Genomic DNA, 13,254 nt, shown 5'->3' with positions numbered 1-13,254 from the left:
GGAACCTTGTGGACACCGCTGCGCGAGCCGGTCCACCGCGGCGTGACAGCCGGACACTCCCTAAACCGCCGGTCCCCCGCGCCGAGTCAGGTCGAGGACCTGGGTCAGGGCGGGCTGGCCGATCCCCTCAGCGATCATATCTGCGGCTGCCAGCACTATTCTGCTCTCAGAGATGGCGAAGCCCCTGCTGTGCGGTCGCCAGAAGATCGGGCGGGTGTACCGCATCAGCCCGCCGAGAAATGCGTCTACCGGCACCGCGGCTGCTTGCGCCCCACGCCGGCGCGGCCAGAGGAACCGCATGACCCTCAACACGATCTTGCGCTTCGCCCGCGCCACCACCCCAGGAGGAGATGTTCACCGGCCAGTGGCAAAGCCGTGCGACCAGGCTCGACGACTACAAGCCCTACATCGGCCAGCGCTGGCAGGAAGGCTGCACCAATGCCTGGAAACTATGGGAGGAGATCAAGGAACAGGGCTATCCACGCGGATACGCCAGCGTTCGTGACTACGTCAGCAGGACTCTTCGCGGCAAGCCCCAACCGGTCGGTCCCCGACCGGTCGGCCCCCGACCGCCATCGGCCCACGCCGTCACGCGCTGGATCCTCACACACCCCGACGCGCTGCCCGAAGGCGACCGGATCCATCTCAAAGCCGCCTTGGCCAACTGCCCCGAACTGACATCACTCGCCGAGCACGTGCGCTCCTTCGTCCACATGCTCACTCACCTGCAAGGCGACCGACTCCCCGAATGGATCGAAGCAGCCAGCGCCACTACCGAACTGCCCAGCCTCCGCCACTTCGCTCAGCGCACCTGCTGCGCGACCTCGACGCCGTCACGGCGTTTGTCAGTTTCTGCTGGAATGCTGGCTTCGTCCGCGAGAGCGATACCAGGAACGGACCCGGAGAACTGCTGCCGCAACTTCCGTTGGCCCTCCACACGTCGGCCGCGCTCGCTCTGCAGCGTGTACTCCAAGACGGATCGGAACTGCTGACCGGCCGGGTGGACAGTGCCGACGCCGCTCAGTGGCGCCACGAAGTCCAACAGATCGCGGAGGCCCTGGGACCGATCAGTCACGAGCAGTAACGGGACCGCCGGAGAAGCAGCCACCATCTCGTAAGTTCTGTTGTCAGGACAAACTGGAGCGGCGTGGGCTTGCCTGCGACTCGTCCGCCGGTCCCGGGGGGTGCTTGCTTCTGGGGTCGAGGCGGAAGTCGGAGCAGTCGCGGTTCTGGCACGCGCCCGGACCCCATACGGGAACGACTACGCCGAGGGACTTGTGGCGGTGGACCGCGACCGGCACGGACTGCTTGCAGGCCGGGCACACATACGCTTCGGGTTTACGCGTTCTTTTGACCATTTATTTACGATATGCCCGTATTGGCGTTCTGGAAAGTGCTCCGCCTCCTCGCCGGGCGGGGCGAGCGTGCGGGCGCGCCCGGGTGGCGTCAAGCATCCCGGTCCGAGGAAGCAGTGGGGGGCTCAGGGGGTCTTCTGAGGCTGAGCACCACGGAAGCCGTCAGGACGACGACGATGACCCCGAGGCTGACCGGCGTGGGGATCTCCGGGATGCGCGGGCTGATCATCTTGTGGGACGCCTGCAGGATGAGCTTCACACCGATGAAGGCGAGGATGATCGCCAAGCCCTTGCTCAGGTGGTGGAAGCGGTCCAGGAGGCCCGCGAGCATGAAGTACAGGGCCCGCAGGCCGAGGATCGCGAACGCGTTGCTGGTGTAGACGATGAAGGCGTCGTCGCTGACCGCGAGGACGGCGGGGACGCTGTCGACGGCGAAGACCAGGTCGGCGGCCTCGATGGCCGCGACCACCGCGAGCAGCGGGGTCGCCATCCTCTTGCCCGCCTCCTTGACGAAGAACTTCGCCCCGGCGTACTCGTCCCGCACCGGGACGATCCTGCGGAGCAGCCGCACGGCGAAGCTCTTGCCGGGGTCGAAGTTCTCCTCCTCGTCCTTGAGGAGTTTGTAGGTGCTGTAGAAGAGCACAGCCGCGAAGACGAACAGCACCGCGGTGAAGCGGCTGACCACGGCCACGCCGAGGGAGAGGAAGATCCCGCGGAAGACGAGCGCGCCGATGACGCCGAAGAACAGCACGCGGTGCTGGTAGGCGCGGGGCACCTTGAAGTAGGCGAAGATCACGGCGAAGACGAAGAGATTGTCGACCGACAGACTCTTCTCCAGCAGCCAGGCCGTCGTGTACTCGGTACCGGCCGTGGTGCCGAGTACGAGGAAGACGACGGCGCCGAAGATCAGGGCGAGGCTCACCCACAGGGCGCTCCAGGCGGCCGCCTCCTTGAAACCGATGACGTGCGCGGTGCGGTGAGCCAGCAGATCCACCGCCAGCGACACGACCACCGTCGCGGCGAACGCCACCCACAGCCAGAGCGGGACCTCAAGCACGCCGGACACCCTCACGAAGGCCCGCGCGACCCACGCCGACACCCATGCCGACACCCATATAGGAAGTGTCCGGCATTTTGCCCCCGGCGGCATGCGGAGCGCGGCGCGGGACGTCCGGGGACGGTTCACCCGTGAGAGGTAATCGCACCGCTCTGACGAGGGAGGAGTGAGCAAACGGGGGACAGGGCCACGCTCCCGGCCGTTTGACTGGACACTTCTTGGCGATCTGTCGGCAGAGGGGCACCGGGCATGACCGGACAACCGCAGGACCAGACCATGACCGGACAACCGCAGGACCGGACACATCAGGCGCAGCAGGCACCGTGGAATCCGTTCGCCACCCTGGAACAGGTCGGCGTGCTCGCGCTGGGGGCCGTCGATCTCGTGCTCGACCAACTGCGACAGGCGGCAGCCGGGGGCCAGGGCGCGGCGCGACGATCGGATCTGCGTGAGCTGGTCGCGGACGGGATGCGGGACTTGAAGGCGCGCGGGGAGCTCGCCTCGCGGCGCGTGGCCGCCGCGGACAGCGACAACTACCTGGAGCTGATGGCCCGCCGCGCGATCGAGCGGAGCGGACGTACCGCGGGCGCCGCGCAGCCCGACCAGGCGGTGCCGCCCCATGCGTGACGCTCTGGTGTTCCGGCGGCGCATCGACGCGTACTTGCACCGCCTTGTCGACGAGGAGGAGGCCCAGTTGCTGCGGCTCTCCGGTGAACTCGCGCCGCTGTGCGTCCAGTTACGCAGCTCGCTGACCCGTGGCAAGCGGGTGCGCGCCGCCTTCCTGTACTGGGGCTGGCGGGCTTCGGGCCAGCCGGACTGCGACGGGGTGATCAGGGCGGCGGCCGCCATGGAACTGGTGCACGCCGCCGCTTGCACGCACGACGACATCATCGACGACAGCCGATTGCGGCACGGACTGCCCACCGCACACGTCGCCTTCGCCGAGGGCGGCGCGCACCGCTGGGGCACCGGAAACCCGCATCCCGGTTCCGTACGGCAGGACTCCGGACGGCACGATTCCGGACGGCAGGACTCCGTGCGGCAGGACTCCGTGCGGCAGGACTCCGTACGGCAGGAGCGGTCCGCCGCGCTCGCCATGCTGCTCGGCGATCTGCTGATGGGCTACGCGGCCCAGGTCTTCGCCACGTGCGGTCTGCCCGGCGCGTATGTGGCGCGCACGGTGCCCCTCTGGTCGACACTGCTGCGTGAGACCGTCGCGGGCGAGTTCCTGGAGGTGCTGCGCACCGGCAGTGACGTACCCGAGATCGCGGAATCGCTTGAGGTCGCCCGCTACAAGACCGCCAAGTACACGGTGGAGCGGCCGCTGCACATGGGCGCCGCCCTCGGCGGCGCCTCCCCGCGGGTGACGAAGGCCTTCACGGCGTACGGGCTGCCGCTCGGCGAGGCCTTCCAGCTCCGCGACGACCTGATCGGGACCTTCGGCGACCCCGCCGAAACCGGCAAGTCGAACCTGGACGACCTGCGGGACCGCAAACCGACCGCGCTGCTCGCCACGACCCTCTCCCTGCTGGGCCCCGACGACCGCCATCTGCTGGAGAAGACCCTCGGCAACCCCGCCCTCGACGAATCCGACGCGGCACTCGTACGGCGGCTGATGGACGAGTGCGGGGCGCGCGGGAGCATCGAGGAAATGATCTCGGAGCGCATGACGGCGGCCCACAGCGCCCTGGACTCCGTGGCGCTGCCGCTCGAAGCACGCTCGGCGCTGCGCGAGTTGGCCGCATCGGCGGCCGACCGGACGTGGTGAGTCCGCCCCCGCACCGGCCCCCGCGCTGGCCCCTGCACCGGCCCCCGCACCGGCCTCCGGACCGAGACCCGTCCGATGTACGAGCACCACTCGCACACGCCCCGCACGCCACACGCCACTGGCCACACGCCGCACGCCACACGCCACACGCCACACAGGAGCATCCCGTGACCACCGAGACCCCGAAGCACTACACCGACGCGACGCTCGACGAACTGCGCGACCAGGGTGACCCACTCGCGGACGCGACCGTGGCCGCCATGTTCGAGCGCGGGGAGGTACGGGACTTCAACACCCTCATGCGCTTCTTCAGCACCGCAGGGCACAAACTCCCCGACGGGCTGCCGCAGTCGGCCGCCTCGTTCCTGGAGACCACGGGTATGCCGCCGAAGTGGGTGGACTGGGACATCATGGAGCGCGCCCGGCTGTTCTTCATGGACAACGCCGCGCACATCAACACCGGTCTGTCCTTCGCCGCCATGCCGACCACCTACGCGGTGCCGCGCGTCGCCAAACTCCTCGCCTCCACGCACTCGATGGACTACCCCTCCCGCCGGATGGCGAACACCGGCCAGTTCGTCACGTACCTGATGCAGACCAACGCCTTCGAGGAGGGCAGCAAGTTCATCCCGGCCGCCCAGAAGGTCCGGCTGCTGCACGCGTCCGTACGCCACCACCTCACCGCGTCCGGGCGCTGGGACACCGCCAAGGACGGTGTCCCGCTCTGCCAGGAGGACCTGATCGGCGGGCAGATCTGCTTCTCGATCCTCGTCCTTGACGCCATGCACCGGCTCGGCATCCACATGAGCGACGAGGGCGCGGAGGCCTACTACTACGCGTGGCGGGTCGTCGGATCCATCCTGGGCTGCGACATGGAGGCCGCCCCCGACAACCTCACCGAGGCCCGCGCGTTCGCCGACCTCTACCTCGCCCGCAACCTCGGCCCGACCGAGGACGGGGTACGCCTGAACAACCAACTGATGCGGATGTACGAGGACGTCGTCCCCGGCACCCTCTTCGACCCCATCGTCCCCGCCACCATCCGCTTCCTCGTCGGCCCCACCATCGCCGACTGGCTCCAGATCCCGCGCAGCCCCTGGGACACCGCCGCCAAGGCCGTGCCTGTCGTGCTCGGCCTGCTGGAAACGGTGGAGGACAGCAGCCCGCTCGCCGAGTGGGCACTGGACAAGGCAGGCAGCCTGCTCACCACCTTCGAACTGGCATCGCTCACCCGCGGCAGGGTCATGCAGTACGCGATCCCGGAGGAGCTCAAGGGCGAGTACGGCGTACGTTCGCAGGCGCCGCGCACGCACCGCTGGGTACCCCCGGCCCCGACCCCGGCCGTGCCGTAGCACCGCGCAACCGGAAACAGCCGGGGACGGCACCGCGTTATGTTGTCAGGACAAACCATTGACAGGTGCGCGGGCGCGTGGCGAAGGTGGGCCCCATGCGCATCGGACTGATCGGCACCGGACGTATCGGCACTTTCCACTCGGCGGTCCTCGCCCGTCACCCGGACGTGGAGTCGCTCGTGGTCGCGGACGTGGACGCCGCGCGGGCGGCGGACCTCGCGGCCCGGGTGGGAGCGGTGACGGCCCCTTCGGTGGACGCCCTCTTCGAGGCGGGGGCTCCGGGCGGGTCGCCCGCGGGGCCCCCGGTGGACGCCCTGGTGATCACGGCGGCGACGGCGGCGCACGCGGAGCTGATCGGCAGGGCGGCGCGGGCGGGCCTGCCGGTGTTCTGCGAGAAGCCCATCGCGCTCGACCTGCCGGGCACCCTGGCCGCGCTCGCCGAGGTCGAAGCCGCGGGCACCGTGCTCCAGCTCGGCTTCCAGCGGCGCTTCGACGCCGGGTACGCGGCGGCGCGCGAGGCGGTGCGGGCGGGCCGGCTCGGGCGGCTGCACACGGTGCGGGCCATGACGTCGGACCCGGCGCCGCCGCCCGCCGCCTATCTGCCGCTCTCCGGCGGCCTCTACCGCGACTGTCTCGTGCACGACTTCGACATCGTGCGCTGGGTGACGGGCCGGGAGGTCGTGGAGGTGTACGCGACCGGTTCCGACGCCGGGCCCCTCATGTTCCGCACGGCGGGCGACGTCGACACGGCCGCGGTGCTGCTCACCCTCGACGACGGCACCCTCGTCACGGCGACGGCCACCCGCTGCAACGGCGCGGGGTACGACGTCCGCATGGAACTCGCGGGCGAGGCCGACCAACTGGCCGTCGGCCTGGACGACCGCACCCCGATCACCTCCACCGAGCCGAACGGGCCCGCAGCCCCCGACAAGCCGTGGCCCGGCTTCCTGGAGCGGTTCGCGCCCGCGTACGAGGCGGAGCTCGCCGCCTTCGTGGAGGTCGTGCGGGGCGAGCGGGCCAACCCGTGCGACGGGCGCGAGGCGCTGCACGCGTTGCGGATCGCGGAGGCGTGCGAGCTCTCCCGGGCGGAACGGAGGGTGGTGCGGCTCACGGAGATCGACGGAGGCTGACGCCTCCGTCCTGAGGTGTCGTCGACGGGGGCGACCAGCGTGTGCCCGTCAGGCCCCGTTCAACAGCCCCGCGTCGTGGACCAACAGGGCGATCTGGACCCGGTTGTTGAGGTCCAGTTTGGTGAGGATGCGGGAGACGTGGGCCTTCACGGTCGCCACGCTCAGATACAGCTCCGCGGCGATGTCGGCGTTGGACGCCCCCTTGCCCACGGCCACGGCGACCTCCCGCTCCCGCTCACCCAGCGACTCCAGCCGTACACGGGCCCGCTGCCGCCGGTCGAGTTCGGGGCCGCCACCCGCCACCTGCGAGATCAACTGCTGGGTCACGGTGGGCGAGAGCACGGGATCACCCGCGGCCACCGCCCGTACCGCCGCCACGATCTCGGCGGGCGCGGTGTCCTTCAGGACGAAACCGGCGGCCCCGGCGCGCAGGGCCCGCAGCACCTGCTCGTCGGCGTGGAAGGTGGTGAGGACGACGACCTCGGGGGCGTCGGGCCGCTTGCGCAGCGCCTCGGTGGCCGCGAGGCCGTCCATCGTCGGCATCCGGATGTCCATCAGGACGACATCGGGCCGTACCTCACCGACCAGCGCGGCGACCTCACTGCCGTCCCCGGCCTCCCCCACGATCTCGATGTCGTCCGCGCCGCCGAGCATGAAGGAGAGCCCGGCGCGAACCAGCGGGTCGTCGTCGACGAGCAGCAGCCTGATCGGTTTCATGCGCCTACCGTAACCAGCGGTCCGCCCCTGGTCCGCACGGTCGGCCGCGGTCAGGCCGGCGGCAGCGACAGACGCAGCGGCCCGCAGCCGAGCCGGTCGGCCTCCAGGGCGACGTACTGGGGCAGCAGTCTGCGGATGTCCGCGGCTCTGCGCCCGTCCGCCGCACGGACCAGGAAGGTGACGTCCCCGGTCTGGCAGGACGCCTGGAAGAGCCCCATGTCGTCGCGCAGGAACCCGCGCCCGCGCACCTGGGCCCTGCCGTCCCCCGCCGCCGTGACCGGGCGCCCGCCGTCGTACGAGAGGCCCTTGTAGAGCACCGCGAGCCGGGGGTCCTCGACCGTCATCAGGCGCAGCCTCGGGTGGCCGAACAGCACGTCCCGGTCGCAGGTCCGCACGGGTGCGGCCGTGCCCGCGGTGACCAGCGGCCGGTCGTAGCGGCTCTTCCGGTCCCGGCCCGGCAGCCCCAGTCCCTCGACGCCGCAGATCGCGTTCCGCTTCTCGTCCGTGAAGCGCGCGGGTGCGGCGAGGCGTGCGGTGGGGTCGGCTACGGGGCTTTCGCAGCCCCGTTCGGCCATGTAGTCGTTGACGAGCTTGACCACGGCCCGGGCGAGGCGGGCGCGTTCACCGGTGTCCACGACGTCGTCGTACGTCGTCCAGCCCGCCTCCATGTCGAGGACGAGCGGGCCGTCGTCGTCGCTGCTCCGGCCGACGCAGCCCTCGGGGACCGCGAGCCACGCGCGCGTGTCCGACACCATGCCGAGGAGACCGCCGCCGAGGGGCGTCATCCGGGCGGACAGGAACTCGTCCGCCCACTTGTCGCCGGCGCCCGCGAAGCGGACGTCGAGTTGGTGCAGTCGGGCCCGGACGCGGTGGCCGCGCGGCGAGAGCAGTTCGCAGGAGCCGGCGGGCCCCTCCGAGGCGACGCGGTCGTAACTGACGCCCACCTCGGAGGACTTGATGTCCCGCTTGCCGTGGAACAGGTCCGCGACGTCGTCCTCGTTGAACGCGCCCCGGCGACGGCGGCGGCCACCGCGGGCCGCCAACGCCCTCGGGTGAGCCGCCGCCAGTGCCACCAGGGCCGCGGGGCACTCTTCTCGTCCAGGCTCACGGCGCCCTCCGGCTTCTCCCCCGCGCTCATTGGCCGCTCCCGTCCTTTGCCGTACCTGCCGTACTCGGCGCACCCGAAGCACCCGGAGCACCCGGCGCCACAGGTGCGCAACCGAGCCGTCGCGCGACCGCGTTGCTGAAGGTGGCGAAGTGCCCCGAGTGCGCGGCCGATGAGCCCACCGACGTACCGAAGGTCAGGAACGCCGCCGAACGCCCCGCGCACCCGGCGCGCACGAGCGCAAAGTCCTCGCCGGACACGCCCGTACCGCGCCAGCCCTTGCCGAGCGGCTTGCCGGAGGACTTTCCGGCCTCCTTGCCGGACGGCTTCTCGCCGCCCACCCCGTCGAGGAGCGCCGTGAGGCGTGGTTCCCGCACCATCACGGCGTCGAAGAGCTGCTGGTCCGAGCGCTCGCCGAGGCGCAGTGAGCGGCCGACGCGGACCGAGCAGGACTGTAGGTCCTTGTTGACGGCGCCGACCTGGTACTGGACGCGCAGCGCGGTCTCCTTGTCGAGGCCGCCCTCGATGTCGAGGCCGGGGATGCGGCACGCGCCGCCCTCGGCGAAGGTCTCCGCTCGCTCCGGCAGCGTCGGTACGGGACCGCTGACCAGCAGGGGCTCCGGACCGGCGCAACCGGCGGACTCCATCCCCTTGTTGGCGGCGGCGACGAGGAGTTCGGCGACGGCCCGGGAACCGCCGAGGTCGGGGACGCCGGACAGGGCGGCGTCCGCGTCGGCCCGTTCCTGCCCGTTCAGGGTGACGGCGGTGGGCCGCCCGTCGCGGGTGTCGCAGCGCTCGGGCAGCACGAGTAGTCCGTGGTGTCCGTCGGCGACGCCGGGAAGGCCGTCCGGCAGGGGCATCGCGCGGTCGCCGAGGTAGCCGCCGAGCCAGCGGACGCGGTCGGCGGTGGGCCCGGGCGCGGGGCCGTACTTCACCGTGACGGTGGTGCGCTGCCGCTTCTCGTCGCCGTCGCTGTACCGGTCGCGGGAGCTGACGGTGAGGCGGCACTCGCCGCGCGGCGTGCCCGCTGTCGGGGCGGACCCGGTGGAGGTGCGGCTGCGGCCGTCGTCGCCGCTGAAGGCCTCGTCGCCGAGGACCCCGGGACCGCTGTCCTGCTGCCACGCGCCCCAGCAGTAGTGGTCACGGCCCTCGAAGGGCCAGGTGTCCGTGGCCCAGGTGCCGATCCCGCCGGCGAGCAGGGCGACCACGAGGCCGGTGGCCGCGCCGCCGCGTCTCGTCCTGACCACCCGCCGTACGCGTGCGAGCGGACCCACGAGCCGGTCCGCGGACCCGTCCACGGACCCGTCAACGAGCCCATCGACGAGCCCGTCAACGGGCCGATCGACGAGCCGGTCCACTGAGTTCTCCCCCGTCACGAACTCCGCCTCTCTGTATGCGGCGGCTGATCGTACAGAAGGTGTGCGGGAGCGAATTCAGCAGGCTGCGGAGATCACGGAGGCCGTTACCGTCACGGCCACGGCAGCCAGGCGTCGACCGTGAAGCTCCCGTCGGGGCCGCCGCCGTGGGTGAGCCGCCCACCGGCCAGCGAGGCGCGTTCGGTGAGGCCGATGAGGCCCTGCCCGGAGCCGGGAACGTCCGGTACGTCACCGGGCGGCGGGGGGTTGCGGACGGACAGGGCGAGGCCCTCGCCGGGCGCGCCCGCGACGGTGACGGTCACCTCGGCTCCGGGCGCGTGTTTGCGGGCGTTGGTCAGGCCTTCCTGGGCGATGCGGTAGGCGGTGCGGCCGATCGCCGCGGGCACCGCGTCCGGGTCGGGGACGCGCAGGTCGAGGACCACCTTCATGTCCGCGTCGCGGGACTCGGCGACCAGCGCGTCGAGGGCGGAGAGCGTGGGCTGCGGCCGTCCCGACGCGTCCGTGTCACCGCCCCGCAGCACCCCGATGACCTGGCGCAGGTCCTGCAACGCCTCGTGCGCGCTCTCACGGATGACGCCTGCCGCGCGGGCGATCTCCTCGCGGGGCGCGTCCGGCCGGAACTCCAGGGCGCCCGCGTGCACGCTGAGCAGGGTGAGCCGGTGGGCGAGGACGTCGTGCATCTCGCGGGCGATGGCCTCGCGGGCGAGCTGCTGGGCCTTCTCGGCGCGCAGCGCGGCCTCGTTCTCCGCGCGCCGCGCGCGGTCGCGCAGCGCGAGCAGGAGCTGGCGCCGGGAGCGTACGAACATGCCCCAGGCGATGGCGGTCGCGGTGAGCAGCGTGGTGAGGACGATCGAGACCACATAGGGCAGGTCGGGGTCGGGCCGCCACGCGTAGAAGGGGATCATCAGGGCGACGGCCGTGCCGCCGAACCACGCCGGGTACTTCCACGGGCGGTGCACGGCGAGCGTGAAGTAGGCGACGAGTGCGGCGCCGCCCGCCGTGTTCGAGGCCAGGCTGACCACCAGCATGGCGGTGGCGAACCCCACCGGCCAGCGCCTGCGCAGCCACACGGCGGCGCACGCGAGCGCGCCGAGGAGGTGGTCGAGCGCGACCAGGCCCTCGGAGAGTGCGGGGTCGTTCGCCACCTCGTCGCTGATGATCAGGCCGAGGAAGACGGCGGCGAAGAAACAGGCGAAGTCGACGAGCCAGTCGCGCACCGTCCGCTTGTGCCGCCCGGTCCTGCCGGTGATCCGGTCGGGGTCGAACTCGGCGGCGACGGCGGACGGCAGGAACCACTGCCGACGGGCCATGGGGTCCGCGCCGCTCCCGGCCCCCGGTGCGCCCACGGCCCCCACCGCGCCCGCCTCGCCCTCTGGCTGCGTACCACGCGCCCGGCCGCGTGCCCTGCTCGCCCGGCCGACCCGACTCGTCCGACTCGTCCGACTCTTCACAATCGACAAATCTACGCACCTCCTGACCCGCCGCCCGCCCCCGGCCGTGGTCATCGACGAAAGTCGGGCGACGCGAGACTTTCGGCGGGCCCCTCCCGTGCCGGGGAGCGCCTTGCGGCAGGGACGGCGCCGCCCCGCGGCCGATGTGCGTGAGGGGTCCGCGGGGCGACGCTCGGTGCCATGAAACAGGTCCTCGAATACCTCGGTGTGTTCCTGCTGATCCAGGGTGTGGTCAGCCTGGCGGGCGAGCTCACCGGGCGGCTGCACAACTGGGGCGTCGTACACAGGCTCCCCTTCGCCGACGGTCACGAGCTGTATCTGAGCATCGCGCTCATCGCCCTCGCGATCGCGGTGTTCGCCGCGGCGGAGAGCCGCAGGTTCGGCTGATCCGGCAGCGCGGGTCGCGCGCTGCCGGGCCGTGCGGGTCGTGTGCTCAGCAGGCGTGGTCGACTGCTCAGCAGCCGTGGTCGACGAGGTCGAACGAGCGGTAGTGATCGGCGGTGTAGTAGTCCTCCTGGCTGCGGTCACCGGTGACGATGCGGCGCGCGCCGCGGTCGGAGGAGCCGGGCGTCCTGACGGTGAACTCGTGGTAGTACCCGGTGTTCTGCTTCGGCAGGATGCCTTCCCTGTTCTGGAAGACGGTGCCGTCCTGCGGGTACGGGTAGGGGCCGCCCTTGTCGATCAGTTCGAGGGTGTCGTGCGCCTGGGAGGGCAGGGCGGAGTAGCAGATCTCGCCGACGGCGGCGGCCTGGAACCGGGCCGCCGTGACGCCCGGCGCGACGGCCGTCACCGACTGGGGCGCGGCGTTCGCGGTGCCGGTGACGGAGCCGCCGACGAGCAGGGCGGCGGCGAGGGCAGTGACGCTGAAGATCCGTGGGGGGATTCGCATGGATCAAGCATGACGCGCGTAGAGGTTGATGTGTCAACGTCAAGTGCGCCGAATTTTCCGGAAGTTAACCACCTCCCCGGAGTCCTCACGAATCCGGGCGCTCCCCCACGCCCCCTGATCTCCGCGTCCATTTCCCGCCAGCCGCCGACGGCGTCCGTCGCTTTGATTGAACCCGAAAGCACTTAGCTCCAGGCGGAAACCTCGGGCCGGAACCTCCAGACCGGAACCTCCAGGCCGAAGGCTCCAGGCCGAAGGCTCCAGGCCGAAACAAGGACGGGAATCAACATGTCTACTCTCACCGGCAAGAAGGCCCTGGTCACCGGCGGCAGCCGCGGCATCGGCGCGGCGACGGCCCTGCGGCTCGCGCAGGAGGGCGCCGATGTGGCGATCACTTACGTGCGGGGCGAGGACGCCGCCCGGGACGTCGTCGCCAGGATCGAGTCGATGGGGCGGCGCGGGTACGCGATCCGGGCCGACGCGGCCGACACGGGGGACGCCGTCGGCGCGGTCGAGCGGGCCGCCGACGACCTGGGCGGCCTGGACATCCTGGTGAACAACGCCGGCGTCGGGGTCCTCGGCCCCATCGGCGACCTCGCCCTCGCCGACATCGACCGGGTGCTCGATGTGAACGTACGCGGTGTGTTCCTGGCCGCGCAGGCCGCGGCCGGGCGGATGGGGCGCGGTGGGCGCATCGTGTCCATCGGGTCCTGCATCGTCCAGCGCGTGCCCGGCCCCGGCGGCACCCTGTACTCCACGAGCAAGGCCGCGCTCGTCGGGCTCACCAAGGCGCTTGCCCGAGAGCTCGGGGAGCGCGGGGTCACCGTGAACCTGGTGCACCCCGGGCCGATCGACACCGACATGAACCCCGCCGACGGGCCCTACGCCGAGGCCCAGGCCGCCGGGACGGCGCTCGGGCGGTACGGCTCCGCCGGGGAGGTCGCCTCCGCGGTGGCTTATCTCGCCGGGGAGGAGGCCGCCTATGTGACGGGGGCGGAGTTCTCTGTGGACGGAGGGCACGCGGCGTAGCCCTGACGGGGGTCCCCCGACCCCGCCC

13 protein-coding genes are annotated in these 13,254 nt (G+C 71.5%); 7 read left to right on the top strand and 6 right to left on the bottom strand.

Going from position 1 to position 13,254, the window contains the following annotated elements; genetic code table 11:
* The first annotated feature begins 350 nt into the window (after positions 1–350).
* Complete coding sequence (locus IG78_RS49245) at positions 351–992, top strand: hypothetical protein (protein WP_157855813.1); 642 nt, start codon at positions 351–353, stop codon at positions 990–992.
* Positions 993–1,446: 454 nt separating this feature from the next.
* On the opposite strand, the gene IG78_RS0119700 is transcribed toward IG78_RS49245, so the two are convergent.
* A complete protein-coding gene (locus IG78_RS0119700; RefSeq protein WP_030565009.1) occupies positions 1,447–2,412 on the bottom strand; it encodes a TerC family protein in 966 nt (321 codons plus the stop codon).
* Positions 2,413–2,661: 249 nt separating this feature from the next.
* On the opposite strand from IG78_RS0119700, the gene IG78_RS0119695 reads away from it, so the two are divergent.
* The 4 genes from IG78_RS0119695 to IG78_RS0119680 all read left to right on the top strand — a co-directional run bounded on the left by IG78_RS0119695 (position 2,662) and on the right by IG78_RS0119680 (position 6,662).
* Complete coding sequence (locus IG78_RS0119695) at positions 2,662–3,039, top strand: hypothetical protein (protein ID WP_157855812.1); 378 nt, start codon at positions 2,662–2,664, stop codon at positions 3,037–3,039.
* Complete coding sequence (locus IG78_RS0119690; RefSeq protein WP_030565005.1) at positions 3,032–4,180, top strand: polyprenyl synthetase family protein; 1,149 nt, start codon at positions 3,032–3,034, stop codon at positions 4,178–4,180. Before IG78_RS0119695 ends, IG78_RS0119690 begins: the two co-directional genes overlap by 8 nt.
* A gap of 167 nt (positions 4,181–4,347) precedes the next feature.
* On the top strand, positions 4,348–5,532 hold the full coding sequence (locus IG78_RS0119685) for an oxygenase MpaB family protein (protein WP_030565004.1): 1,185 nt from the start codon (positions 4,348–4,350) through the stop codon (positions 5,530–5,532).
* 95 nt (positions 5,533–5,627) lie between these two features.
* The gene (locus IG78_RS0119680; RefSeq protein WP_030565002.1) at positions 5,628–6,662 is read left to right on the top strand and encodes a Gfo/Idh/MocA family protein; all 1,035 of its coding nucleotides are present in this window, start codon (positions 5,628–5,630) and stop codon (positions 6,660–6,662) included.
* Between the two features lie 48 nt (positions 6,663–6,710).
* Here the strand turns inward: IG78_RS0119680 and IG78_RS0119675 are convergent, their stop codons facing one another.
* The 4 genes from IG78_RS0119675 to IG78_RS0119660 all read right to left on the bottom strand — a co-directional run bounded on the left by IG78_RS0119675 (position 6,711) and on the right by IG78_RS0119660 (position 11,170).
* Positions 6,711–7,379, bottom strand: coding sequence for a response regulator (locus IG78_RS0119675; protein WP_030565000.1), 669 nt, complete (start codon positions 7,377–7,379; stop codon positions 6,711–6,713).
* Positions 7,380–7,429: 50 nt separating this feature from the next.
* Positions 7,430–8,422: a hypothetical protein gene (locus IG78_RS42300; RefSeq protein ID WP_051852770.1), complete on the bottom strand. Its 993-nt coding sequence runs from the start codon at positions 8,420–8,422 to the stop codon at positions 7,430–7,432.
* A gap of 91 nt (positions 8,423–8,513) precedes the next feature.
* Positions 8,514–9,860, bottom strand: a complete 1,347-nt coding sequence (locus IG78_RS42295) for a hypothetical protein (RefSeq protein WP_225882117.1) — start codon at positions 9,858–9,860, stop codon at positions 8,514–8,516.
* A 92-nt stretch (positions 9,861–9,952) separates the two neighbouring features.
* Positions 9,953–11,170 carry a sensor histidine kinase gene (locus IG78_RS0119660; RefSeq protein ID WP_030564996.1) on the bottom strand — a complete coding sequence of 406 codons (1,218 nt, stop codon included), beginning with the start codon at positions 11,168–11,170 and terminating at the stop codon, positions 9,953–9,955.
* Between the two features lie 321 nt (positions 11,171–11,491).
* On the opposite strand from IG78_RS0119660, the gene IG78_RS0119655 reads away from it, so the two are divergent.
* A complete protein-coding gene (locus IG78_RS0119655) occupies positions 11,492–11,698 on the top strand; it encodes a hypothetical protein (RefSeq protein ID WP_030564995.1) in 207 nt (68 codons plus the stop codon).
* 67 nt (positions 11,699–11,765) lie between these two features.
* Here the strand turns inward: IG78_RS0119655 and IG78_RS0119650 are convergent, their stop codons facing one another.
* The gene (locus IG78_RS0119650) at positions 11,766–12,200 is read right to left on the bottom strand and encodes a guanyl-specific ribonuclease (RefSeq protein ID WP_030564992.1); all 435 of its coding nucleotides are present in this window, start codon (positions 12,198–12,200) and stop codon (positions 11,766–11,768) included.
* Between the two features lie 285 nt (positions 12,201–12,485).
* Here IG78_RS0119650 and IG78_RS0119645 point away from each other — a divergent pair, with 285 nt between their 5' ends.
* The gene (locus IG78_RS0119645; protein WP_030564990.1) at positions 12,486–13,226 is read left to right on the top strand and encodes a 3-oxoacyl-ACP reductase family protein; all 741 of its coding nucleotides are present in this window, start codon (positions 12,486–12,488) and stop codon (positions 13,224–13,226) included.
* Positions 13,227–13,254 lie beyond the last annotated feature (28 nt).

The sequence above is a fragment of the Streptomyces aureocirculatus genome (assembly GCF_000720475.1).
Lineage (GTDB): Bacteria > Actinomycetota > Actinomycetes > Streptomycetales > Streptomycetaceae > Streptomyces > Streptomyces aureocirculatus.
Note: the sequence above shows the minus strand (reverse complement) of the source record. Positions and strands in the feature narration are given on the sequence as shown.